Source organism: Halanaerobaculum tunisiense (assembly GCF_054657635.1).
The window spans coordinates 111,990-136,761 of sequence record NZ_BAAHYI010000004.1; the positions used below are offsets into that span (position 1 = coordinate 111,990).

General features: G+C 33.4%; 27 protein-coding genes and 4 pseudogenes. 29 read left to right on the plus strand and 2 right to left on the minus strand.

The features are described from left to right. Positions 1 to 214 precede the first annotated feature (214 nt). The 8 genes and pseudogenes from ACYQ3D_RS05070 to ACYQ3D_RS05105 all read left to right on the plus strand — a co-directional run bounded on the left by ACYQ3D_RS05070 (position 215) and on the right by ACYQ3D_RS05105 (position 5,029). The gene (locus tag ACYQ3D_RS05070) at positions 215 to 778 is read left to right on the plus strand and encodes a TetR/AcrR family transcriptional regulator (RefSeq protein WP_459836848.1); all 564 of its coding nucleotides are present in this window, start codon (positions 215 to 217) and stop codon (positions 776 to 778) included. Between the two features lie 102 nt (positions 779 to 880). Next, entirely contained in the window at positions 881 to 1,198 is a 318-nt protein-coding gene (locus ACYQ3D_RS05075; protein WP_459836849.1) for a cupin domain-containing protein, read from the plus strand. 134 nt (positions 1,199 to 1,332) lie between these two features. Then, positions 1,333 to 1,506: a hypothetical protein gene (locus ACYQ3D_RS05080; protein WP_459836850.1), complete on the plus strand. Its 174-nt coding sequence runs from the start codon at positions 1,333 to 1,335 to the stop codon at positions 1,504 to 1,506. Between the two features lie 42 nt (positions 1,507 to 1,548). Further along, positions 1,549 to 1,656 carry a biotin/lipoyl-binding protein gene (locus ACYQ3D_RS05085; RefSeq protein WP_459837004.1) on the plus strand — a complete coding sequence of 36 codons (108 nt, stop codon included), beginning with the start codon at positions 1,549 to 1,551 and terminating at the stop codon, positions 1,654 to 1,656. Further along, positions 1,653 to 2,048 carry an HlyD family secretion protein gene (locus ACYQ3D_RS05090; RefSeq protein ID WP_459836851.1) on the plus strand — a complete coding sequence of 132 codons (396 nt, stop codon included), beginning with the start codon at positions 1,653 to 1,655 and terminating at the stop codon, positions 2,046 to 2,048. The genes ACYQ3D_RS05085 and ACYQ3D_RS05090 overlap by 4 nt, the downstream gene beginning before the upstream one ends. 61 nt (positions 2,049 to 2,109) lie before the next feature. Then, positions 2,110 to 2,478: pseudogene (locus tag ACYQ3D_RS05095) on the plus strand (efflux RND transporter periplasmic adaptor subunit); the annotation flags it as partial. 82 nt (positions 2,479 to 2,560) lie between these two features. Further along, positions 2,561 to 3,480 (plus strand): annotated as a pseudogene (locus ACYQ3D_RS05100) (efflux RND transporter permease subunit). Positions 3,481 to 3,499: 19 nt separating this feature from the next. Next, positions 3,500 to 5,029: an efflux RND transporter permease subunit gene (locus ACYQ3D_RS05105; protein WP_459836852.1), complete on the plus strand. Its 1,530-nt coding sequence runs from the start codon at positions 3,500 to 3,502 to the stop codon at positions 5,027 to 5,029. A 63-nt stretch (positions 5,030 to 5,092) separates the two neighbouring features. On the opposite strand, the gene ACYQ3D_RS05110 is transcribed toward ACYQ3D_RS05105, so the two are convergent. Next, complete coding sequence (locus ACYQ3D_RS05110) at positions 5,093 to 5,380, minus strand: hypothetical protein (protein ID WP_459836853.1); 288 nt, start codon at positions 5,378 to 5,380, stop codon at positions 5,093 to 5,095. Between the two features lie 162 nt (positions 5,381 to 5,542). On the opposite strand from ACYQ3D_RS05110, the gene ACYQ3D_RS05115 reads away from it, so the two are divergent. From ACYQ3D_RS05115 to ACYQ3D_RS05210, 20 genes and pseudogenes are all read left to right on the plus strand, one after another. Then, positions 5,543 to 5,929 carry a PadR family transcriptional regulator gene (locus ACYQ3D_RS05115; protein WP_459836854.1) on the plus strand — a complete coding sequence of 129 codons (387 nt, stop codon included), beginning with the start codon at positions 5,543 to 5,545 and terminating at the stop codon, positions 5,927 to 5,929. An 80-nt stretch (positions 5,930 to 6,009) separates the two neighbouring features. Next, positions 6,010 to 6,171: a rubredoxin gene (gene rd / locus ACYQ3D_RS05120; protein WP_459836855.1), complete on the plus strand. Its 162-nt coding sequence runs from the start codon at positions 6,010 to 6,012 to the stop codon at positions 6,169 to 6,171. Positions 6,172 to 6,283: 112 nt separating this feature from the next. Continuing rightward, positions 6,284 to 6,544: a hypothetical protein gene (locus ACYQ3D_RS05125; protein ID WP_459836857.1), complete on the plus strand. Its 261-nt coding sequence runs from the start codon at positions 6,284 to 6,286 to the stop codon at positions 6,542 to 6,544. Between the two features lie 232 nt (positions 6,545 to 6,776). Next, the gene (locus ACYQ3D_RS05130; protein ID WP_459836858.1) at positions 6,777 to 8,771 is read left to right on the plus strand and encodes an MSCRAMM family protein; all 1,995 of its coding nucleotides are present in this window, start codon (positions 6,777 to 6,779) and stop codon (positions 8,769 to 8,771) included. A 186-nt stretch (positions 8,772 to 8,957) separates the two neighbouring features. Then, positions 8,958 to 9,206, plus strand: a complete 249-nt coding sequence (locus ACYQ3D_RS05135; protein ID WP_459836860.1) for a hypothetical protein — start codon at positions 8,958 to 8,960, stop codon at positions 9,204 to 9,206. Positions 9,207 to 9,218: 12 nt separating this feature from the next. Beyond that, positions 9,219 to 9,452 carry a hypothetical protein gene (locus tag ACYQ3D_RS05140; protein ID WP_459836861.1) on the plus strand — a complete coding sequence of 78 codons (234 nt, stop codon included), beginning with the start codon at positions 9,219 to 9,221 and terminating at the stop codon, positions 9,450 to 9,452. A 352-nt stretch (positions 9,453 to 9,804) separates the two neighbouring features. Then, the gene (locus ACYQ3D_RS05145; RefSeq protein WP_459836863.1) at positions 9,805 to 10,344 is read left to right on the plus strand and encodes a stage V sporulation T C-terminal domain-containing protein; all 540 of its coding nucleotides are present in this window, start codon (positions 9,805 to 9,807) and stop codon (positions 10,342 to 10,344) included. A gap of 284 nt (positions 10,345 to 10,628) precedes the next feature. Next, entirely contained in the window at positions 10,629 to 11,504 is an 876-nt protein-coding gene (gene glcT / locus ACYQ3D_RS05150) for a glucose PTS transporter transcription antiterminator GlcT (protein WP_459836864.1), read from the plus strand. 21 nt (positions 11,505 to 11,525) lie between these two features. Then, complete coding sequence (gene ptsG / locus ACYQ3D_RS05155) at positions 11,526 to 13,016, plus strand: glucose-specific PTS transporter subunit IIBC (protein WP_459836866.1); 1,491 nt, start codon at positions 11,526 to 11,528, stop codon at positions 13,014 to 13,016. A 24-nt stretch (positions 13,017 to 13,040) separates the two neighbouring features. Continuing rightward, positions 13,041 to 13,529 carry a PTS sugar transporter subunit IIA gene (locus ACYQ3D_RS05160; RefSeq protein WP_459836867.1) on the plus strand — a complete coding sequence of 163 codons (489 nt, stop codon included), beginning with the start codon at positions 13,041 to 13,043 and terminating at the stop codon, positions 13,527 to 13,529. 400 nt (positions 13,530 to 13,929) lie between these two features. Continuing rightward, on the plus strand, positions 13,930 to 15,438 hold the full coding sequence (gene ptsG / locus ACYQ3D_RS05165; protein WP_459836868.1) for a glucose-specific PTS transporter subunit IIBC: 1,509 nt from the start codon (positions 13,930 to 13,932) through the stop codon (positions 15,436 to 15,438). 154 nt (positions 15,439 to 15,592) lie between these two features. Next, positions 15,593 to 15,979 (plus strand): PTS sugar transporter subunit IIA, encoded by a 387-nt coding sequence (locus ACYQ3D_RS05170; RefSeq protein WP_459836870.1) that lies wholly within the window; start codon positions 15,593 to 15,595, stop codon positions 15,977 to 15,979. 145 nt (positions 15,980 to 16,124) lie between these two features. Beyond that, positions 16,125 to 16,388, plus strand: a complete 264-nt coding sequence (locus ACYQ3D_RS05175; protein WP_459836871.1) for an HPr family phosphocarrier protein — start codon at positions 16,125 to 16,127, stop codon at positions 16,386 to 16,388. Positions 16,389 to 16,809: 421 nt separating this feature from the next. After that, positions 16,810 to 18,069 carry an RNA-guided endonuclease IscB gene (gene iscB, locus ACYQ3D_RS05180; protein WP_459836872.1) on the plus strand — a complete coding sequence of 420 codons (1,260 nt, stop codon included), beginning with the start codon at positions 16,810 to 16,812 and terminating at the stop codon, positions 18,067 to 18,069. A 51-nt stretch (positions 18,070 to 18,120) separates the two neighbouring features. Continuing rightward, positions 18,121 to 19,632 (plus strand): PTS transporter subunit EIIC, encoded by a 1,512-nt coding sequence (locus ACYQ3D_RS05185; protein ID WP_459836873.1) that lies wholly within the window; start codon positions 18,121 to 18,123, stop codon positions 19,630 to 19,632. A 67-nt stretch (positions 19,633 to 19,699) separates the two neighbouring features. After that, complete coding sequence (locus ACYQ3D_RS05190; protein ID WP_459836875.1) at positions 19,700 to 20,146, plus strand: DMT family transporter; 447 nt, start codon at positions 19,700 to 19,702, stop codon at positions 20,144 to 20,146. A gap of 88 nt (positions 20,147 to 20,234) precedes the next feature. Continuing rightward, the gene (gene trxA, locus ACYQ3D_RS05195) at positions 20,235 to 20,558 is read left to right on the plus strand and encodes a thioredoxin (RefSeq protein ID WP_459836876.1); all 324 of its coding nucleotides are present in this window, start codon (positions 20,235 to 20,237) and stop codon (positions 20,556 to 20,558) included. A gap of 39 nt (positions 20,559 to 20,597) precedes the next feature. After that, the gene (locus ACYQ3D_RS05200) at positions 20,598 to 20,879 is read left to right on the plus strand and encodes a metal-sensitive transcriptional regulator (RefSeq protein WP_459836877.1); all 282 of its coding nucleotides are present in this window, start codon (positions 20,598 to 20,600) and stop codon (positions 20,877 to 20,879) included. A gap of 132 nt (positions 20,880 to 21,011) precedes the next feature. Continuing rightward, positions 21,012 to 21,491, plus strand: a pseudogene (locus ACYQ3D_RS05205) (ribonucleotide reductase N-terminal alpha domain-containing protein); the annotation flags it as partial. A gap of 397 nt (positions 21,492 to 21,888) precedes the next feature. Next, a pseudogene (locus ACYQ3D_RS05210) lies at positions 21,889 to 23,694 on the plus strand (TSCPD domain-containing protein); the annotation flags it as partial. Between the two features lie 46 nt (positions 23,695 to 23,740). Here ACYQ3D_RS05210 and ACYQ3D_RS05215 read toward each other — a convergent pair. Continuing rightward, complete coding sequence (locus ACYQ3D_RS05215; RefSeq protein ID WP_459836878.1) at positions 23,741 to 24,316, minus strand: metal-dependent hydrolase; 576 nt, start codon at positions 24,314 to 24,316, stop codon at positions 23,741 to 23,743. 155 nt (positions 24,317 to 24,471) lie between these two features. Here ACYQ3D_RS05215 and ACYQ3D_RS05220 point away from each other — a divergent pair, with 155 nt between their 5' ends. Then, complete coding sequence (locus ACYQ3D_RS05220) at positions 24,472 to 24,594, plus strand: hypothetical protein (RefSeq protein WP_459836880.1); 123 nt, start codon at positions 24,472 to 24,474, stop codon at positions 24,592 to 24,594. Positions 24,595 to 24,772: the final 178 nt, after the last annotated feature.

Below are 24,772 nucleotides of genomic sequence, written 5' to 3' on the forward strand. Positions count from 1 at the left end.
GCTTTTATTATACAAAATGAAAAAGCTACAATAGTCTAGAATATATTGATACTGAAGATAGAAGAGTTATAGAGACGAGTGTAGTTTAAGAAACTATATTTTTTAAATGATTTTTATTGTGTGATTAATCTCACAGAGGAGAAAAAGAATCTATATTATAATTTAAATTGAGATGACTGAACATTCATTCAGAAAGAAAGGAGGAGAAATAAAAGTGGCCAAAAAAGAGTTGATTAGACAGAGTGCTATTAAAATAATAGCTCAGGAAGGATATTATAATACAACAGTGAAAATGATTGCTGAGCAAGCTAATGTGGCGGTAGGGACAGTTTATAATTATTTTTCGAATAAGAAAGAAATTTTAAATCATATCTTTGCAATTGAGTTTGATAAACGAATTAAGTTATTGCAGAAGTTAAAAGAAGATGAGGCTTTATCTTTAAAAGAAAAATTAGTATCTTTTTTAGATCAACATTTTAATGATTTAAAATCTAATCCTGCTACTACTACAGTTTTAGTGCAAGAAAGTAATTTACCGAGTAATCATAGTCTAGCAGCAGTTGATGATTTTATGAATCAGTTACCGGATTTACTAGCTAAGATGATTGGCCAAGCGCAAGCAAAAGGGGAAATTAGAGAAGTTAATTCGGAATTAATTGCTACTGCTATCTTTAATACTATTCGAGGAGTGGCTATGAAAGTAGCTCAGAATGATGATTTTAGTTTTCCTCAAGCTAAAAAAATAATTAATCAAATTTGGTTAGGATTAGGAAAATAGTTAATAATTCATAGTTGAGAGTTGAAAATTAATAATTAAAGATGCTTAATTGTAAATTATTAATTATAAATCGTAAATTAATAAACTAAGGAGGAGATTGTAATGGAAATTATTAAGATGGATCAACTTGAAGGAAGTAAGAGATGGGAAGGAATAACAGTTAAAAAGATACTTAAGAATGAAGATACGCAGGTAATGAATTTAGTATTAAAGCCAGGAGATGAAGTACCAGAACATTCAGTTCCAGTTAATGTATTCTTTTATATAGTAGAGGGGAGAGGAACTTTGAGAATTGGAGATGAGAAGAAGGTAGTAGAAGCTAAGGATATTATTCCTTGTTCTCCGAACACTAAAATGTCTTTACAGGCAGATCAAGGGGAAGAATTTGTTGTTTTAAATGTTAAAACTCCTAGTCTGTAGTTTATATTGCCCTCTGGTTTACAGGGGGCAAAAGTTATATTGGGCTACTTTATATCAATTTATGAGTTGTGAGCAAATTCATTACGAAAAAATTCTATTCACGACTGATGACTATTAACTGAGAGGTGTAAGGAATGGATAATAAGATCAGTATTTTGATAATTATTTTAGTATTAGTAGTAACAGGATTAATTGTTGGTAGAGTCCAACAGGCAAGAAAGTCTCCTGTTGAAATAGAAGCAGAAAATAGTGATCGGGGGATTCCAGTTAAAGTAGCTAAAGTGAGCAAAGATGAGATCAGTAAGTAATTAAACTATACTGGTCGAGTAGAGTTAAATCAAAAAGTTAAAATAGCTCCTCAAGTAGGTGGTAAAATAAAAGATTTGAAAGTAGAGATAGGAGATAGAGTAAATGAAGGTGAATTATTGGTTGAACTAGACCACAACAAATTAAATTGAATCTGACTAATTTGGCCCAAGAAAGAAAGACGGCTAAGTTGAATTTAGCTAAGAATCAAGCTGGCTGGCAAGGATTAGAAGCTAAAATAGATGAGGCGAGAGCTAATTTAGAAAAATTAAAGAGTGATTATCAACGAAATAAAAAATTATTTGCTAAAGAGGCTATCTCTGAATCTAAATTGGATAACTTAGAAGCCCAACAAGAAAAAGTTGAAATTGAAGCTGATAAATTAGAAGTCAAATTAGGACAGTTAGATATTAAACAAAAATTATTAGAGAAGGATTTACAGAAGGCTCAGTTAGGAGTGAAGTTAGCCGAGGATGGATTAGAAGAAGCTAAGATTAAATTATGCTACAGTAACTGCTCCTCAGGAAGGAGTTATTATCAATGAGTTGGCTACAACAGGTGAAGTTGTAGTTAGGGGGAGATGAAAGGTTAAAGTTACTACAGCGGTATCTGCCCAAGATTTAAGAGTAATTGAGCCAGGAACTCCAGCAGAATTAACCTTTACTTCAGTACCTAACCAAGTATTTAATGCTAAGGTAAATAAAGTTCATCCTGTAACTGATCAATCCGGCTTAACCAGAATTGAATTTGTGTTGGATAATAATGATCATAAATTAAAGCAAGGCATGGTAGCCCAAATAAAGATTATTACCCAAGATCGTAAGCAAAGTTTAGTAGTTCCCAAAGAAGCTATCTTTAGTGAAGGAGCTACAGAGTATTTATATTTGATTAAAGAAGGTCACGCTGTTAAAAGAGAGGTTAGTCTTGGAATGGATAATGGGTCTCAAGTAGAAATTTTAACTCCTCGACGTTAACTGAATTAAGGAGTTTAATAGATAATGAACTGGTTAATTGATTGCAACTAGTTAAAGGAGTGGCTGCAGTTAATGCTTTTGGATGTCAAAAAAAGCTATTTATATCAGTGTTAACCAGGAAAAATTGCAAGAATATAATATTTCAATAAGTAATCTGATTACTAAAGTTAATGGTGAAAATATTACTAGACCAGGAGGAAGAATTACTAAACCAAATAATGAATATTTGATTCGGACTGTAGGAGGCCAGCAAGGAGAATTAGTTCATCTTAAAGATGTTGCTCAAGTAAAAAAATCTTATCAAGATGTGAGAAGTAAGTTCCGGATTAAAGGAGAATCTGCTGTAGCGATTAATATAATCAAACAGCAGGATGCTAATACAGTTACAGTAGTTAATAGAGTTAAAGAAGAGTTGTCTGGATTAAGGTCTGATTTTCCTGATTTGGAGTTTACTATTACTGATGATCAATCTGATTTAGTTAAGTTAGTAATCGATAATTTAGCTAGTAGTCTACAGTTAGGAATCATTTTAACTATGGTCTTAATCTTTTTATTTCTATCCCATTAACATTTTTAATAACGTTAGCTTTATTAAAAGTATTTGGATTAACTTTAAATTCGACAACAATGACTGGTATGATTTTAGCTATAGGGATGTTAGTTGATGATGCAATTGTAGTAATTGAAAATATTAATCGACATTTTGTAAAGTTAGAAACATCTCCTTTAAAAGCAGCAATTGAGGGAGCAAAGGAAATAGCTTGGGCTACAATAGCTGGTTCTCTTACTTCGATGATTGTCTTAGTGCCAATTATGTTTATTGGTGGATTTATTCAGCAGATGTTTAGACCTTTAGCTATGACTTTATTATTTGCTTGGACTGGTTCATTAATTACTGCTTTAACAATTATTCCCTTGATTATGGCGCTAGTGCTTAAGAGACGAACTGAAGAAAGAACTAATATATTTTATAAAGCGGTTAATCTTTTTACAAAACTATAGTCGGGGATTTTATTTAAGAATGTTAGATAAAGTATTAAACTACCGAGTAGTAGTTATAGTAATAGGAGTTAGTTTATTAGTAATTAGTTTGAGTTTAATTCCGTTAATTGGTTCACGAATGGTTCCGATAATGGATAGTGGTCAACTTTATATTTCAGTTGAAGCTGAACCTGGTAGTTCGTTAATTAAAACTACAGAAATCACTACCGAGATTGAAGAAATTATTAAAGAGGTTCCAGAAGTTAAAATGTATTCTAGTCAAATTGGAGCTAAACCAGGTAGTAGTGTATCTAGTATTACAGGGGCCAATGGTGTTCAGCAGTTATTTAGTTCAGTAATTTTAAGTGATAGAGATCAGAGGTCTAGAAATATTTGGGAGATAGAAGATGAAATTAGACAGAAAATGGCTAAAATACCAGGAATCAGATCTTTTGTAGTTAGAGAAAAAGGAACTACAGCTGTTTCTACTACTAAGGCTCCTTTAGTAGTCCGTTTAACAGGTGAGAACACACAGATTTTAGAACAGTTAGCTAAGCAGTTATTGCCTAAGTTAAGACAAGTACCAGGAGCTACTAATATTACTACTACTTGGACAATAGCTAGTCCTGAGTATCAATTACAGGTAGATCGTAAGACAGCTGCTAGATTAGGAGTAACTACTAAAGCAGTAGCTAATCAAGTAGCTACTGCTGTTAGTGGAGTAGAAACTGCAGAAGATTATAAAAGGGAAACCAAGGATGATTTGGCCCTTAATATCAGATATAAAGAAGAAGATAGGGCCGACAAACAGGATTTAACAGAAATTATGATTACTACGCCCCAAGGTCAAGTGCCAGTTAAAGAGTTGGCTAAGATTGAATTAGTAACTGGTCCTAATTTAGTAACTAGAGAAGGATTAGAGAATACTTTAGATATAATTGGTTATACCAAAGATAGACCACTAAGTAAGGTAACTCAAGATTTACAGCAGGTAATAGATGAATTCAAACTTCCTCAAGGTTATCAGGCAAATATTGCTGGGGAGAAGAATGATTTATTAGAAGCAAGGCAGAGATTGATGATTAGTTTAGCTTTTGCGATAATTTTTGTATATCTATTATTGGTAGCTCAATTTAAATCTTTTTTGCATCTATTGACTATTATGTTAGCAATTCCGTTGGAATTAATTGGCGTTGTAATTGGATTACTAATAACGGGAAAATATTTATCAATGCCTGCAATTATGGGGTTGATCTTATTAACAGGGATTGCTGTTAATGATGCAATTCATTTAATTGAATTTGCTATTGAGAACCAAAACGAAGGATTAAATCCTAAAGAAGCTATTCTAAAAGCAGCTAGATTAAGGTTTAGACCAATTATGATGACTACTTTATCTACTGATGTAGGAATGTTGCCCTTGGCATTAGAGTTGGCAGTAAGAGCAGAGAAGTATTCTTTGTTAGCAATAGTAGTAATTGGTGGGTTAACTGCATCTACTTTATTGTTATTATTTATAGTTCCAGCAGTTTATTCTTTATTTGAAGATCTAAAGACATCTGTGTTATAAATTAAATATTGATTAGTACTAGAGAATAGATCAGGTTAACCTGATCTATTCTCTAGTTAGTTATTAGTTATCTTCTTTATCTATCTCGCTGTTAGGAGTTATTTCCTGGCCAATTTCTGCTAAATCATTGGCCATTTGTCTTTGGTACTCAAAAGTAATCCAGCCAAATAAAGCTGGCATACTATGACCTTCGGGATAGCCTTTAGGAGTATTTTCTGGTCCTTGCTTATCACCAAGGACTTGTTCTGTGAATTCTTTACTACTGGCTAAATCGTTAGCTGGATCGGCAGGATTGTCCTTGTGCGTATGATCTATTTCTTCATATTTTTCGGATCCTTCTGTCATTCCCATGCTATAATTTCCTCCCTTCTTAACAATTAGTTTGCTACAAAAAACAGAATTTTATAAGTGTAGATGTATAGTTTTAGTTTATTGTTATTCTCAGGAAGGATTTAGTAAACACTATCTTTAATAGTACATATAAGTTGATTAAATATTACAGGAGGGATTAAGATGGCTGATTATAAAGGGAAATTAAACCGCCAGTTTCCAGCTAAGATTAGTACTACTGCTTTTACTTCGATTTATATTCTTCATTTGATGGATAAGTATGGTAAAATGTACGGGCAAAAAATTTTAGATACAATTAATGAACAGATGGGTACTCGCTGGAAGCCATCGCGAGGAATGGTGTATCCACTATTAAGAGAAATGGAGGAAGAAGGATATTTAAAAGCCTGGTGGGATGAACCTGATAAAAGATCTATTCGATATTATCGGTTGACTGAAAAAGGGGCTGACCATTTAGAAAAGATGAAGATTAAATATAAAAGTTCTTTTCGTGAAGCTAGAGTAATTGTGGATACAGCTATTGAAGAAATCTATAACGGAGAAATATAATATTAGAGATGATAATAGTTGACATTTCTGAAGTGGCGTATTATACTAATGGTAAGAGTTATTAATTAGGAGGGATACATATGGATAAATATGAATGCACAGTTTGTGGATACGTCTATGATCCTGAAGAAGGAGATCCAGATAATGGGATAGAACCAGGAACTGCTTTTGCAGATTTACCAGAAGATTGGACTTGCCCAGTTTGTGGAGTAGGCAAGGATATGTTTGAAAAAGTTAACTAATTAGGAAAAGAGCTGACTTTAGTCAGCTCTTTTATTATTTTATAAGTGCAATTTTTTGGTATAATAATACTATTAAATTTGTGAATAATAGAATTGAGGGGAGGGATAAAAAATGAAATTTAATGATCAGGAAAGAATGCAAGGCTTTGTTGATGGCAATTACTGTTTGCAGGTGGCTCATGATATGGTGAATAGATTTAAAGAGGCTGAAGTAGAAAACGAAGGATTTAATAGTTTAGAAATGCTGATGATCAAATCACTATTTGACGATATCTTTGAAAATACAGTTGAAAATAGTTATAAACGCGGTAGAGAAGAAGTAGAAAATAATTTATCCCACAAAATTGATGAAGATATCTTAAACTTATTTTAGAAAACAGGGGGGAATACCCTCCTCCCCTCAAACATAATTATTAATCAGATATAAATTTTTTATAATTTAATAATGATTTATAAAGATTAGGTTTTAAAACCTAATCTTATTTATTTTTTAGTAATCAATTTGAATAAAAAGAAGGTGTTTAGTGATATTTATTCAATTACAAAAATAGGTTATAGAAATAGATTATAAAAATAAGTTTGTTTGAATAAAGGGAGGGGATTAGATGAAGAAGATACACAGCAGAAAATTATTATGGTTAGTTATTTTATTAATTGGAACGATAACAGTTGTAGGATGTAATGATCAGAATTTGGTGAAGCAAACTATTAAAGTAGAAACTGAAGCGCAAGAAAGTATAGCAGATGCTCATGTAAAATTGATACATAAGGGGCAAAAAGTAGGAGAAGATAAGACAAATGAAAAAGGAATTTTGACGCAGGAAGAATTACCAAGTGGAGAATACAAGATACAAGTTTCTAAAGAAGGATATCAAGATACTAATGTTTCTTTAGTTTTAGAACAGGATATGGCTCCAACAACTATAACCTTATCTGAAGAAAAGAAAACAGTTACGGCTACAGTGAAGGTCAAAGATCAAGCTGGGAATTTATTAGATAGTCAATTAAAGTTTATAGATAATGAACAAGAAGTAACTAAAGAGTCGTCGCAATCAGCAGGAGTATTTAAAATAAAAGAATTATCTCCTGGAGATTATCAGGTTAAAGTAAGTAAGGAAGGATATAATACAGTTACAAAGGAATTAACAATAGAGCAAGATGATTTATTTATTATAAATTTAGAAGAAAAAATTTCTCAAGGTGACTTAATAATAGATGTTACTGATAATAATCACAATCAACTACCAGCTAAAGTTACCTTAAAACAAAATGGTAAAATTAAAAAGCAAAAGGATGGTTCTGAAGTAGAATTTTTAGATTTAGTAACTGGAGAGTATGAGATTACTATTTCTCGTCCAGGATATGAAGATTGGACAAAAAAGATTAAGTTTAATCAGGAGAAATCAAATCTGGATGTAGTAATGGAAGGCGGTAGAGTCGAGCAGTATTTAATCGATAGTCAAGATCAAGAAGAGAACATTGTAATTAAGAATTTGGCTAAAGATGAAGAAACAATTGTTGCATTATCATATTTAAATTGGAATAATTTATCTTTGGATGAAGTGTATGATGTACGTAAAAAAGGAAATCAATTAGTTGAAAAATATGGAGCAAATTTTGTTGAGTTTAAAGCAGATTATTCTAAAGGTGCTAGAAAAGAATTTTCTTTACCTGAAAAAGTGAAGCAAGGAAAAGTAACAGCTACTTTAGAAAAATCTGGTCAACATATTAATGTATTTGTAGCTGATAATAAGGAAGTTAGTCAAGAAAAACTTGATACATTAGTTAAAGAATTTGATAATCAAATTTATCCAGGGATCACTGGTACAGATACTACAGGTCGAGTAGAAGTCTTATTAACAGATTTTGCTGATCAGTATATGACAGGTTACTTTGATCCAGCAGATTTATATCCAAAACTAGGAAATGAAGGGCCAATTTTTTACTTGAATCCTGACCGAGCTAAAAATACTTTATTGACGGCAGCAGCTCATCAGTATCAACATTTATTCTTTTTTGCTGCTAAGGCTAAGACAGGCAGAGTAGCAAATGATGCTTGGATAGATCAGGCACTGGCTCAATTAGCTCCGCAAAAGTTAGGTTATATTAATCCGGAACGAAAAGGTTGGTCGCAAGATAAAGGAAATGGTTGGGTATATAGTGAGGAATATGGTTACTTAAATAATTCTGAACAAGTTAATTTACTAATTCAAGATGGTAGTTTACCATTTATGGGTGGTGCTTCTTTATTTGCTAATTATTTAACTGAGCAGTATAGCCCACAGATGATTAAGAAGATGATGACTAGTTCAGAAGCTCCTATAGAAGTAATAGAAGAAGTGACTAATAGAGACTTTAATAAGATCTATCTTAATTGGATAACTACTAATTTAACAGATAGCTTAGAAGAAGTAGATAATCCTATTTATAATTATACTAACTTTGATTTGCAAGAGATGCCTAAATTAGATAAAGAAGACATTAATAAATCAGGAGTAAATTATTTCAAATTGACTGATGAAGAAGGGATGACGATTAACCCTACAGATATAGAAGGGAAATTAGGAATTGTAGTTATTAGGAAGAAAAAAGAAGAATAGTAGTTTATTAGACTGATCTGTTCCTTGGGAGCAGGTCAGTTTTTTTATTGATATAAAGTGGCACTTTCGTGCCACTTTATATCAATAATGATTAAATAACCAAAATTGTATCTTGTAATATTTAGTTTTCCAATAAGCTAAATATTATTTATTAATACTGCAAATAATATAAATCGGGGTATCAGAGTGGATTTTAAAACAAAATTGATTTCTGAACTAAAGGAATATCCTGATTTATATAATGAGGTAAGAAGTGAAATAATAATTCCTAGATTTGACCGTTTGCCAGCAGATAATAGTCTTGATTATATTGAAGAAGTAAAGCAGGATACTACTTTAGAAGAAGTACCAGAGGAAGAATTAATTAAAGCAGTAGTTAGTAATCTTAAGTATTATATTGAATATGAGCGGGAAATAGGAGAGAGTGATCTCTAAGGAGGTAGTGTAATGGCAGATAAAACAGAACACTTTTTAAAATATGGTGGAGTTAAGTTTGAGTATAAAACCTCAGAAGAAGAGGTGCGGGAGTTTATTAATCAGTTACCGGAGCAGAAACGAGAAAGTTTAGCTGAAGTAAGTGAAATTTTAGAGGAAGAGGGTTTAATTGAGCTTAAATCTGAGTATTCTACTATCGATAAAGAATTATTAGATGCTCAAGTAGAAGAAAATAGAAGGATTTAAGTAGATAAGGTCCCTCATTGAGGGACCTTATCTAATTTATATGAATAATTTAATAAGAATTTTCTTTTTCAGTTGCCAATTTGAATAATGATTGAAGATATTCTTGGATTGATATTTCCTGGTTGATTAATTGTTCAAGCAGATTATCATTTGTAGTGTTTTGATTCATATTATATCATCTCCTTTAATTATTATCTTCAGTATTTAGTATTATTTATGTTTGGGGATAAAATACAATAAATCATCTTTATAAATTTTGTAAGAATAGAGAGAAAGTGATTATAGAAAAGCAAAATTAGAATAAATTTAAGTTGGAAGTAATATACTATACAAAAAGGTAGGAGGGATAATAATGAGAGCCACAGGAATCGTACGTAAGATTGATAATTTAGGTAGAGTAGTAATTCCTAAAGAAATCAGAACTCAAATGAAGATTAATAATGGTAATACATTAGAGATTTTTGTTGATAAAGATGATACAGTTGTTTTAAAGAAATATAGTCCCGTTAAGGAACTTGATGATTTAAGCAGTTATATAGATACATTAGAAGAAACAACAGAATGTAATGTTTTAATCTCTGATACTGATAAAATAGTAGCTACTTCCTCCTTGTTGGGTGAATATCAAGACCATACACTAGGAGAGACAGTTAAAGAAATAATTGAATCCCGAAAAACAAGTATAGTAGAGGAGGCAAGAGATGAAGATTTATGTGTTAATTTTAGAACGAAGGAGGATAAATTAGGTTCTTTATTAGTTACTCCTATTGTTAAACAAGGGGATATTTTAGGAGCAGTTATATTATCGACTACTGAAAAAGGTCTAGGAGATTTTGAAAAGAAGATAAGTAAGATCACATCTAAAGTAATTAGTAAGAAATTAGGATTATAGGAGATAAGGGTGCTTTAGCACCCTTATTCTTTGTTAGAAAGCTTTAAGCCTTCTTTTGGTTTCTTGACATTAATTATATTAGTTATTATAATAATCATGTATAAAAATTAAACTTAAATTATAGTCAACTAGTTTGTTACTGAATCAACAGGCATCAGCTAGGAAAGGATATAAATATGCTCTTTCTTGTACAATGGAGAGTAGCATGTTTATATCTTTTCCTGGCTATTTTGTCTTTAAGGGTTAATCTATCTAGTATTTGGACTAATAGGAGGAAAGTGAATATGACCAAGCTTGGGGAAGATAATTATAAGTATCGGGTTAGAAAAATTTTTAATAATAATGTGATACTAACTGACAAAGAAGTTAATAATAATCAACAACAGGAGTTTGTTTTAGTAGGTAAGGGATTAGGTTTTTCTAAGCAACCAGGAGATGTTATTGTAGCTGATGAAGTGGAGATTGAGAAGGAGTTTGTTCCTGTACATGAGGAAAAACAAGAAATTTATCAACAGCTAGTAGATGAAGTTGATAAAGAAGTAATTGGATTGACCGAAGAAATTATTGCTATGGTTTCTTCAAAATTAGAGGAAGAGTTAGACAATCATATTCATCTTGGATTAGCAGACCATATTAGTTTTGCTCTAAAAAGAATTAGAGAAGGGGCTGGAATTACTAATCCCTTTTTGCCAGAGACTAAGACTTTATATAGCGAGGAGTATCAGTTGGCCCAGCAGGCTGCTGAGATGATTGAGGAGAGAACTAATCTTTCCATTCCAGAGGAAGAAATTGGTTTTATTTCCTTGCATATTTATGGGGCGCGAGAGAATCGTGGTATGTCTGAAACAGTAAAATATACTTCATTAATTGGAAATATGGTTAAGATAGTTAAAAAAGAATTGGATATTGAATTTTCTTATGAAAGTTTGAGCTATGCTCGGTTAGTAACTCACTTAAGATTTGCTCTAGAGAGGATAGAACAGGATGAGGTTAATAAGAATCCTCTGTTAGATAGTATTAAAGAAAATTTTACGGATTGTTATCAGTTAGCTAGTAAATTAGTTAAATTAATTGAACGGGAATTGAATTATGAAATTCCAGAGGACGAAGTAGGTTATTTAGCAATGCACTTACATCGTTTAAAAAAAGATCTAGCTTGATATCTAAAGGAGGATCTAATAATGCAAGCTTTTAAAAAGTTGCAGAAGATAGGAAAAGCACTAATGACACCAGTAGCAATCTTGCCGGCAGCAGGATTATTATTAGCTTTCGGAAATAAATTAGGCATTCCTATGATGGAGGAAGCAGGGAATGTTATCTTTGCTAATTTAGCTTTATTGTTTGCTGTAGGTTCTGCTATTGGACTAGCTGGTGATGCTGGAGTAGCCGGGCTAGCTGCTATTGTTTCTTTTTTAATTTTAAATACAACTATGGGCCAAATGGCCGGAGTAACTTCAGAGATGGTAGCTAATAGTCATCGGTATGCAGAAGTGATAGGAATTCCTACTCTTCAGACAGGAGTCTTTGGTGGTTTAATTGCTGGTATTATTGCAGCGATGATGTATAATAGATTTTATGACATTGAACTACCGGATTTTTTAGGTTTTTTTGCTGGAAAGCGTTTTGTTCCTATTGTTACAGCAGTTGGAGCTTTTGGAGTAGGATTGATTATGCCCACAATTTGGGCTCCAGTCCAAAATGGATTACAAGCTTTATCTTATTTAGCTAATGAAACTAATACGAATATTGCTACTTTCTTATTTGGTGTTTTTGAACGAGCTCTGATTCCTTTTGGTTTGCATCATATTTTTTACTCTCCCTTTTGGTTTGAATTTGGTAAGTATATAACTGAAGCTGGAGAAGTAGTTAATGGTGATCAAGCAATCTGGTTTGCAATGTTAAAGGATGGTGTGGAAAACTTTAGTTCTAGCACTTATCAAGGGGCAGGTAAGTTTATGACAGGTAAATTCCCCTTTATGATGTTTGGTCTGCCAGCAGCAGCTTTAGCTATGTATCATGAAGCTAAAGATAATAATAAAAAAGTAGTTGGTGGTATTTTATTCTCTGCTGCTTTAACATCATTTTTAACGGGAATTACAGAACCACTTGAATTTTCTTTTCTTTTCGTTGCCCCAGTATTATATGGAATTCATGTCATTTTTGCTGGTTTATCCTTTATGTTAATGAATCTGTTAAATGTAAGAATTGGGATGACTTTCTCTGGGGGAATTATTGACTTTATTGTTTTTGGGGTTATGCCGGGTATGACTCCCTGGTGGAGAGCAATTATTGTTGGTTTAGTACTAGCAGTTATTTATTACTTTGGGTTTAGATTTGCTATTAGAAAATGGGATTTAAAAACCCCTGGGCGCGAAGAGGGTGAAGTCGATTCGGTGGCTGGAGATGTAATGGCCAATCCAACTGATGATGAGGATCAGGAGAGTAGACCAGCCCAAATTTTAGAAGCTTTAGGCGGAGCCGAAAACATTGAGGATATTGATGCTTGTATTACTAGACTAAGATTAGCAGTTGCCGATGAATCCAAAATTGATGATGATAAATTAAAAGCGCTTGGTGCTTCAGGAGTTATGAAACCGGGTGGAGGTAGTGTGCAAGCTATTTTTGGCCCTGAATCTGATGCTTTAAAGGATAAGATTAAAAAGTTATTATAAAATTAGTTATTGGGAGGAATTGTTATGTTTAATATTTTTGGTAGTCAAGAAGAAGAGGTGGAGTTAGTAGCTCCAGTAACAGGTGAGGTAATAGAACTATCAGAAGTCCCAGATGATGTATTTGCTAGTAAAGCAGTAGGAGATGGGTTAGCTATTGAACCCACTGAAGGTATTTTAGTAGCTCCGGTAGAAGGGGTTGCTAAACAGGTATTTCCTACTAAACATGCTATTGGTTTAGAAACCGCCCAAGGAATAGAGTTATTATTGCATATTGGGATCAATACTGTGGAATTAGATGGGGCCGGATTTGAAAAACTAATTGAAGAAGGAGATGAAGTTGAGGCGGGGCAAGAATTAATTGAATTTGATCTGGAGTATATTGAACAGAATGCTACTGCAACAGTAACCCCTTTTTTGGTAACTAATATGGATGAAATTGAAGATTTAGAGGTAGTAAATACTGGACAAGTAACTGCTGGTCAAGATCAGGTATTGACAGTAACAATTGAATAAATGTCATTTTTACAGATATCGACATTTTACTTATTTTTTCTGAGTTAATTATTGACAAAAAGCAAAGTAACATGTATAATATAAATTGCAATTAATAAAAGCGAATATTTCCTAGGAAATAAACTCTAACTAGCGTGTTACTGGTAGAGCAGGCATGAGCTAGGAGGAGATATCACTTCCTTGGTGGTCTACTTTACCAAGGGAGAAGGATATCTTCTTCTAGCTCTTTTGTAGTTTAAGAGGATATAAAATGTAAGTTAGTCATTTATTTTTACAGATGCTGCAGCATCTGGCCAGTACACTCGATCAGATATTGAATTGTTGAAAGGAATAATATAATAATAAGAAGAATAAGGGTCCTTTTCTAAACTATAATCACATTAAAGGGGGATTCTCGATAATGAAAGGATTTAAGAAATTACAAAAAATAGGTAAAGCTTTAATGACGCCAGTAGCTATTCTGCCAGCAGCAGGATTACTACTAGCTTTTGGTTCTAAGTTAGGTTTGCCAATGATGGCGCAAGCAGGTGGAGTTATTTTTGATAATTTAGCTTTATTATTTGCTGTAGGTTCTGCAATTGGTTTAGCTGGAGGTGCTGGAGTTGCTGGTTTGGCTGCTGTAGTAGCATTCTTGATTTTGAATACTACTATGGGGCAAATGGCTAATGTAACAGCAGAAATGGTAAGTAGTAATCCAGCATACGCAGAAGTTGTAGGGATACCAACCTTACAAACAGGAGTTTTTGGTGGTTTAATTGCTGGTATTCTTGCGGCAATTATGTATAATAAGTTCTTTGATATAGAACTGCCAGATTTCTTAGGCTTCTTTGCTGGGAAGAGATTTGTTCCTATTGTTACAGCAGTTGCAGCCTTTTTAATTGGTTTAGTAATGCCTACAATCTGGAGTCCAATCCAAGATGGACTTCATGCTTTATCTTACTTTGCTAATGAAACTAATACTAATCTATCTACATTTGTCTTTGGTGTCTTTGAAAGAGCATTAATTCCTTTTGGTCTACATCATATTTTCTATTCTCCATTTTGGTTTGAGTTTGGTGAGTATGTCACTAAAGCTGGAGAGGTAGTTAGTGGTGATCAGACAATCTTTATGAAGATGTTACAAGATGGAGTGCAAAACTTCAGTACAGAGTCTTACCAAGGTGCTGGTAAATTTATGACTGGTAAGTTTCCATTTATGATGTTTGGATTACCAGCAGCAGCTTTAGCTATGTATCATGAAGCTAAGGAACATAAGAAGAAAGTAGTTGGTGGTATCTTATTCTCTGCTGCATTAACGTCTTTCTTAACAGGAATTACAGAACCGCTTGAGTTCTCTTTCTTATTTGTTGCTCCTGTATTATACGGAATTCATGTTATTTTTGCCGGTCTATCCTTTATGTTGATGAATATGTTAAATGTAAGAATCGGGATGACTTTCTCTGGTGGAGTTATTGACTTTATTGTCTTTGGTGTTATGCCAGGCATGACTCCGTGGTGGAGAGCAATTATTGTTGGACTAGGTTTTGCAGTTCTTTATTACTTTGGATTTAGATTTGCTATTAGAAAATGGGATCTAAAGACGCCTGGTCGAGAAGAAGGAGAAGTAGAATCTGCTGCTGGAGCAGTAATGTCTAATCCATCTTCTGACGATGATGATTCTAGTCAGGGAGCTGATGATAGCAAACCAGCCCAGATTCTTGCAGCTTTAGGTGGTGCAGAAAATATTGAAGATATTGATGCCTGCATTACTAGATTGAGATTAGAAGTTGTTGATGATACTAAGATTGATGAAGCTAGATTAAAAGATCTTGGTGCCTCAGGTGTAATGAAGCCTGGTGGAGGTAGTGTCCAAGTTATATTTGGGCCTAAGTCTGATGCTCTAAAGGATAAGATCAAGAAATTATTATAAAAAGATAATTAGTTATCAGGGCAGGCTATTATTGCTTGTCCTTTTTATTTTGAGAACTAAATTATCTTTAGAGCTTGATTTCTGGTAGTTGATAATATAAAATTATTAATGTTATAATTACTTATAAGAGAATAAGATTATAGGGGGGAGAATAATGTTTAACATATTTGGTAGTAGTACAACAGAATTAAATCTAGTAGCTCCATTGACAGGAGAAGTAGTGGATTTAGCAGAAGTACCTGATGATGTATTTGCTAATCGAGTAGTAGGTGATGGATTAGCAATTAAACCAACTGGAGATACTCTAGTATCTCCAGTTGAGGGAGTAGTAAAACAATTATTCCCTACTAAGCATGCTATAGGACTGGAAACATCAGAGGGTGTAGAGTTATTAATGCATATTGGAGTTAATACTGTTGAATTAGATGGCGAAGGTTTTGAAAAGTTAACATCAGAAGGAGCAGAAGTTAAGCCTGGTGATGGGTTAATTAAGTTTGATATGGATTATATTATTATATTGAGGAGAATGCTACTTCAGTAATCACTCCATTTTTAGTTACTAATATGGATCAAATTGAAGAGCTAGAAGTAGCGGATGTAACAGAAGTTACTGCTGGTGAAGATGAAGTTTTAACAGTTACAGTATAAATAAAAATTAATAATTTAGCTTAAGGAGTGAATTAATAATGAAAAAGCAATTAGTAGAAGTTAATAATGAAACAGGAATTCACGCTCGGCCGGCTTCTATGTTAGTTGAGGAAGCAAATAACTTTGATTCTGATGTAGCTATTATTAAAGATGATAAGGAAGTTAGTGCTAAAAGTATTATGGGAATTATGAGTTTAGGAGTTAATCAGAGTACAGAAATAACTATTAAAGCAGAGGGTAGCGATGAGGAAGATGCAGTAGCTGCTTTAGTAGACTTGATTGAAGATGGTTTTGGAGAATAATTTTTTATTTAGTTGCCTAGAGTCCTACTTCGTTAAGAGGTAGGACTTTTGTCATTTAGTATATTAGTAAAGGAGCTATGAAACAGCTTATAAATTCCTAATTAACACTACTTAAAGTTGGGTAAAACTGTTTCATTGCTCTCTAGGCAAAGAGAGAGTAGGAAACTGAAAAGTTTATAGCTCTTTGATCTACGTTATTTGGTTAAAGAGTTGTTATTAACAGCTCAACAAGGCTTTTATCACATCCTCGGATGTAGTTCGTCAGTCCGTTGCTCTGTGGCGTATGGAGTTACTTTTGTAATTTCGTAGGAAGACCGCTTATCTAAGTCCTTATTGGATATGGTAGCCTACCACCATAAACGCATAAGCCCCATTTAACATTGCCAAGACGAGAAGTTCCCGGCAAAGGAGGTAGCCAGAGATGGCAAATATTAAATATGCTTTTGTATTAGATAGTCAAGGTAAAATGTTAGACCCAACTAAAGCCAAGAAAGCATGGTATTTAATTCGTAAAGAAAAAGCTGATTTAGTTGAAGAGTATCCGCTTATTATTCAACTAAAAAAGAAAATACCTAAAAATCAAATTAATACTGATCAAATAGTCTTAGGTATTGATGATGGTTATGATAAAGTAGGTTTTGCTTTAGTACAGAAATGTAAAACTAAAAATAAAGTTTTATTTAAAGCTGAAATGAAACAACGTCAAGATGTTTCTAAAAAAATAGAAGAACGTAAAGGATATCGTAGATATAGACGTTCTCATAAAAGATACAGAGCCAAAAGGTTTAATAATCGTTCTGCTAGTAAAAGAAAAGGTAGGATACCACCTTCTATTAAACAGAAAAAACAAACAATTTTAAGAGTGGTTAATTATTTTAATAAATATATTAAGATAGATAAAATAATTTTAGAAGATGTAGCAATTGATATTCGCAAATTAACAGAAAGTAGAGAACTATATAATTGGGAATATCAACAGTCAAACCGTTTAGATGAAAACTTAAGGAAAGCTACTTTAAAAAGAGATAATTACAAATGTCAACTTTGTGGAGCAACAGATACAATTTTAGAAGCTCATCATATTATACCACAAAGAGATAATGGGGCAGATTCTATTTACAATTTAATTACTTTATGTAGAAGTTGTCATAAAGAAAAAGTGAATAATAATGAGTATAAATACAAAGATCATTTTTTAACTATTATTGATAGCAAAGAGTTAAATTTTAAAGCACCAATGCACGTTATGCAGGGAAAAACTTGGTTAAGAGAACGATTATCTAGAATAGCTAATTTAGAGATTACTACAGGTGGTGATACAGCAAATAAGCGAATTGATTATGATATTGAGAAAACACACTCTAATGATGGTATCTGTATTACAGGTTTGTTATCAGTAGATAATCTAAATATTAAAGAATACTTTATTAAACCACTTCGTAAGAAATCTAAAGCTAAAATCAAAGAATTAAATAGCTTTAAACATAGAGATTTAATTCGTTATACCAAGCGTAATGGTGAAACCTATACAGGATATATTACTTCACTTAGAATTAAAAACAATAAGTATAATTCTAAAGTCTGCAATTTTACTACTTTAGATGGTGCAAAGACATTTAGGGGTTATGGATTAACCAATTTAACTCTTATTAATAGACCTAAAGGGTTAATGATTATATAACTAAATAGTTTTTATTAAGTTTAATCATTTTTAAATAAGGAGGCTTCTAAAGTGAATATTTTTAAACGATTACAAAAAGTAGGTAAAGCCTTGATGACACCTGTATCTGTTTTGCCAGCAGCTGGTATTTTGGTAGCTTTTGGTAGAATGCTAATGGGCTACAGTGGATTAGTAGGCCAGTTTGGTGAGGTTATATTTAATGGTGGACTTTCTATTTTTGAACGGTTGCCTCTTATTTTTGCCTTAGGGATAGCTGTTGGATTTGCTGGGGAAGCAATAGCTGGTTTAGCAGCTGGTGTAGGTTATGTTGTATATGCTAGAGTAGTAAGTACAATAGCTGAAATCATTAACCTCTCTGAACAATCAGGGGGTAGTGTCGAAACAATTAATACAGGAGTTTTTGGAGGAATTATAATAGGAGTTGTAGCTGCTTATGCCTACGAAAATTTTTATGATACAGAATTGCCTGAGTTTTTAGGTTTTTTTGCGGGCAAAAGGTTAGTGCCAATTATTACTGCTATTTCTTCTTTAGTAGTAGCTGCTATCTTAGCCTTTTTATGGCCTCCTATTCAGCTTGAGATTAATCAGTTTGCTGGGTTTGCTATGGATTCTTCCCTAGGGCCAGCTCTTTATGCAGCTGGAAAGAGAGCATTAATTCCAGTGGGCTTACATCATGTCTACTATCCACCTTTCTTATATGAGTTTGGTAGATTTATTACTGAAACAGGAGAAGTTTTACGAGGGGGAACAGCTCGTTATTTTGCTGGTGACCCTACAGCAGGTTATTTTATGGCAGCTGAATATCCGTTAATGTTATTTGGGCTACCAGCTGCTTGTGGAGCAATGTATCTGAGAGCTGATCAAAATAAAAAGGCAGTTGCTGGTATAATGTCTACAGCAGCTTTAACCTCAATTCTAACGGGGATAACAGAACCAATTGAATTTTCCTTTATCTTTGTAGCTCCTCCGTTATACATATTTCATATTTTAGGTGGTTTTCTGTCTGGGATCTTGACTAATCTTTTGCAGATTAGATTAGGTTATACTTTTTCTGCTAGCTTAATTGATTATATTTTAGGGATTAGTAATGCTGGTAATCAAGTTGGATTTTGGTTGATAGTTGGCCCGGCGATAGGTGCTTTGTATTTTACAGTCTTTTATGTAACAATTCCTTTATTTGATTTTAAGACCCCAGGTCGTGGTGTAGAAAAAACAGAGGATCAACAAGAGTTAGAAGTTAAACAAGCCTCTCCAGTAAATAATAAGGTAACTAAGGAGACTAATAAAGAAGAAGAGGAAGATGAGTTTGAGTACGAATGGTTATTAGATTCTGAAGATAGAGCTCTCTTATTTGTAGATGCTCTAGGAGGAATTGCTAATATAGAAGATGTTGATGCCTGTGTTACTCGATTACGAGTGGAAGTTATAACTGATTCTAAAGTAGATGAAGCAGCACTTAAAGAGCTAGGTGCTTCGGGAGTAATGAAAATGAGAGGTGGTGTGCAAGTGGTAATTGGCCCTGAGTGTAATGCCCTCCAAGAAGAGATTGAAAAATTATTGTAAACAGGAATAAAATATTCACAACTCCTTACAATAATAATAAATAAATGTAGTATAAAGGAGTGAAGGAATGAATAACTGGTTCTTCTTTTTAGTAGCTATAGCTGCTGGATCAGCCATGGCTATTCAAGGTTCCTTGAATTCAGTGTTAGGCGAAGTGATTGGTCAATTAGAAGCAACATTTGCGGTGCAAACAATAGCTTTATTATTGTTAACGATACTATTATTTGTGGTTAGTCTAGGCCAAGGAGACTTAGCTAAAGTTACTCAAGCACCCTGGTATAGTTATCTAGGTGGTGTATTAAATGTAGTTATTCTATATGGTGTATTATATAGTATTTCCCAGTTAGGAGTAGGTAATGCTACTACTGCTATTATAACTTCTCAAATCTTAACAGCAGTAATTATTGATCATTTTGGTTTTTGGGGCTTAGAGGAAATTCCTTTTCACTGGACGCAAGGAATAGGGATTCTTTTTTTGGCCATAGGTGTGCGTCTGCTATTAGCTCCCCAGTAAAATCAGTTTGACATTTAGGAGCTTGTTAGTTATAATTTATTTAGACCCCCTGGGGTAGGGGGGGCAAATACATAGTGAGGTGATACTAATGGATGACAATACTATTGAAGTAACTGCAGATAATTTTTCTACAAAAGTATTAGAAGCTGATGTACCAGTAGTTGTTGATTTTTGGGCAGCTTGGTGTGGGCCTTGTAAGATGATTGCACCAGTACTAGAGGAATTAGCAGCTGAATATAATGAAGTGAAAGTTGCTAAGGTGAACGTTGATGATAATCAATCTTTAGCTGAGGAGTACGAGGTAACTAGTATTCCTAATCTTGGTTTCTTTAAAGATGGAGAATTAGTGGATAGACAGGTTGGTTTCTCTAGCAAAGAAGATCTAGTAGATAAAATTGAGGAAATCAAATAATAAACATAAACTAGGATAGTTTTTTTAGGAGCTGATTGAATGGCAGTAATTGAGGATGAAGAACGAAAGAAGGAGTTACAGACTAGATTACGAACTATTAAAGGGCATCTAGAAGGTGTAGAACAGATGTTAGAAGAAGAAAAAGATTGTAAAGAGTTATTAATTCAATTATCAGCTATAAAATCCTCAATTAATAAAGTAGGATTATCACTATTAGAAAGTGATGCTTGTGAGTGTATTATAGATTCTATAGAAGATGAAGAAGAGATAGATCAGGTGGTAAAAGAAGCTTTAGATACAGTATTAAAATTTACTAGATAAGGAATCGATAGTTAAAACAGACCTTACTATTTTTCTAGTAAGGTCTGTTTTTTAATTTGCAAATAGTTTAATTAGTAGTTATAATTTATAGAGTAGGCTTAATTTAAATAATTTTTCAGGGAGGTATTAGGATTGATAGCTGAATTATCAGATAATGCAATGAATTTATTAGAGAAAAGATATTTACAACGAGATGAAGCGGGAGAGCTAAAAGAAACGCCTCAGGAAATGTTTACTCGAGTAGCTGAAAATATTGCTAGCGCAGAAGAAGAGGAAGAATTACAAGCTAAGTATAAACAGAAATTTTATGAATTGATGACGGAGCTTAAGTTTTTACCTAATTCACCTACTTTAATGAATGCTGGAGCTGAGTTACAACAGTTAGCAGCTTGTTTTGTACTACCTGTTGAAGATAGTATGGAAGGTATTTTTACAGCAGTTAAGAATGCTGCTTTAATCCATAAAAGTGGTGGTGGAACAGGATTTTCTTTTAGTAGATTACGACCTAAAAATGATGTTGTAAAATCTACTGGGGGAGTTAGTTCAGGGCCCTTAAGCTTTATGAAAGTCTTTAATCGAGCTACAGATACTGTTAAGCAGGGTGGCAAGCGTTAATTTTATTATCTCGGCGCTGATCTCCTAAATTGCTGGGACCCCCTAAAGCTTAGTAGACCACAACGTAATCCACAAGGGTAAGCGTGACGGTTAAAAAACTACTAAGATATAATAATGGGCAATCAGCAGGAAAGCACCTAAAGTGATTTAGGTAAATCTTCAACGACTACCAAAATAATCTTTTGTTCCATTTGTAAATAACTAATATAATATAAACAAGGTGGTGAATATTATGGGGCAAAAGATTAAAGTAGGAGAGAAAATTAGAGAAAAATTTTCTTTGACAGGAGACAAGAGAACTGAAAAAGTTCTCTTGAAGATATAGTCTGAACTCATGTGAAAACATGAGAGGTAGGGAAAAATAAAATCACCTACTCTTCCATATGGAAGTAACACATTGCGTGGAGCCAACATGGGAATGTTACGAATTGATCACCCTGATATTTTAGATTTTATTCATGCTAAAGGTGAATTGACAGAGGAAAACCAAGAGTTATATAATGAATTTGAAGCTACTTTAGCTGCTACAGATTTGTCAGAGCAAGAGATTGCAGATAAGTTAAAAGATTATAAACGACAACTATTGGATAATCAATTTTCTAATTTTAATTTATCAGTAGGTATTACAGCTGATTTCATGCAGGCAGTTAAAGAGGATAAAGAATATGATTTAGTTAATCCACGGACTAAAGAAGTAGTTGGGCAACTATCAGCTCGGAAAGTATTTAATTTAATTGTTAATTATGCCTGGAAGAATGGAGAGCCAGGAATTGTATTCTTAGATGAAGTTAATAACCAACATCCACTTCCGGAAGAAATAGAAGCTACTAATCCATGTGGAGAACAGCCGTTATTACCTGATGAAGCTTGCAATTTAGGTTCTATTAATTTATCCAAGTTTGTAAAAGACGGAGAAGTATTATGGGATCAGTTACAAGAAACTATTAAATTAGCAGTTAGATTATTAGATAATGTTGTCTCAGTCAACGAGTATCCTTTGCCCAAGATTGAAGAGAAGGTGCTTCAGTATCGGAAAATTGGTTTAGGAGTAATGGGCTTTCATGAGTTATTAATCAGACTAGGGATTCCTTATAATAGTCAAGAGGCTGTGGAGATGGCAGATCAGGTAATGGAGTTTATTAATGAGCAGGCTCATCAATCCAGTCAAGAGTTGGCCGCAGAAAAAGGAGCTTTTCCAGCTTATGAGGAAAGTGAATATCAAGTACCTCAGAGAAATGCTACTTTAACTACAATTGCTCCAACAGGCTCGATTAGTTTCTTAGGAGGAACTAGTGGAGGAATTGAACCTTTCTTTAGCTTTAAGTATTCTCATACTGATGCTGATGGTAATGTAAGTCATTTTGAGTATGACTTTACTGCAGATGCTCCTGAGGAAGCTTTAGTAACTGCTTTGGATATTGAGCCAGAGTGGCATGTAAAAATCCAAGCCGCTTTCCAAGATCATGTTGATAATGCTGTTAGTAAGACGATTAACTTTCCTAATCAAGCTACTAAAGAGGATATTGCTCAAGCCTATCAGTTAGCTTATGAGTTAGGTTGTAAGGGCTTGACTGTTTACCGCAATGGTAGTAGAACAGCCCAGGTATTAAGTACAGATGATGATAATCAGGAAGAAAAGCAGGATGATCAAGAACAGAACAAATCAAATGGAGAGTCTATCTATCCCGAAAAAAGACCACTTGCAGCAGCTGGAGAGACGATTATGTATAATACTGGCTGTGGTAAGTTATATCTAACTATTAATTTTGATCAAGATGGTAATCCGATTGAGACTTTCTTAACTACAGGCAGTGAAGGTGGCTGTCAAGTAATGACTGAAGGAGTTAGCAGATTGACTAGTTTAGCTTTACGGAGTGGAATTGCTCCTAAGGAGATTATAGATCAGTTAAAATCTACTACTACCTGTCCTAGTTTCATGTACGAAAAAGGTACTGGCCAAGAATTAGAAGGACGTAGTTGTCCTGATGTAGTAGCTAGAGCTTTAGAAGAGATAACTGAAGCTAAAACTTTTCAACATTCAACTTCTGATTTAGAAGTGATCCAGGAGTTAGAAGAAGCAAAATCACAAACAGCAGTTACTGAAGAGGATAAACCACTTTGTCCGGAATGCGGAGAGGAATTACATTTTGAGCAAGGCTGTGATTCCTGTAAAAATTGTGGTTATAGTAGTTGTGGTTAATATTAGGGGGAGGAGGCTATTTAGCTTCCTCTTTTGTTGTTTAAATTTATGTAGTAAGTAAATCAAGTAGGTTATTTAAGTTAAGATAGCCTCGTTCTACCACGATTAAAATGGTGGTTAAAAGCACAAAGAATAAGAAGAAAAACTGTTCTCCCCAGTCACCTGTGGTGATATTAGTATGAAATTTAAACCGACGCCGATTAGGAAAAAAGAGGGGCACTCCTTGTTTATTAAACATATCAGCTACAATATGACTTAGATAACCGATTAATAAACCAAGCCAGGTGATAAACTCAATCCAACCTATATCGATTAATTTTTTACTTAATCCAGCAAAGATAATCAACCCTAGTAAGCTATGAGTCAGACCACGGTGTTTAATCCCTAAGAATTTAAGTGGTTTGTTTAAAAACCAGAATTTCTTCCCTGCTTTACTGTTAGCGTGGTCGATATCGGGAATTAAACCCCCAATAATTGCTGTTGTGTAAAATTTAAGTAAGGTACTATTCAGTACAGAACCAGTGATTAAATAAGATAGATTAAGAATTTTTAAAGTAGCTAGTGCTTTAATGATAATTATTGCTAGTGCAAATCCAAAGAATGAATGAGTATGGTAAGTCATTTTTAAACCTCCTAATTATATAATATTACTAGATATATATTTATTGTATCAGATTTAAGCCAGAGATGGTAGGAAATTATTTCATGTCAATATTATTATTGTTTGCGCATAGTGATGTTAGTAGTCTGTTGTTTGTGCTAAAGGAGGGAGTAAAAATGACTGTTAATTGTAAAAACTGTAAGTATTTTAAGTATAATAGATTTTATTGTTCTAAGCTAAATCATCATGTTTATTTAACTGATAAGTGTTGTTATTTTAAAGAGAATGAAGATAGTTAGCAGGAGTTATATTTTTAGCCGAGAAATATTCATTCAAAGAGCAAGCTTATATAAATTTAGATCAAAATGAAGGATATAGCAGGATCAGACAGAAAAATTGATAGTAAATTCCTAGTAGAGTGGATGTTTATTAGGTTAGCTCTTATTTTCAGTGATGTAGTCATTAGCTGTGAGCTAT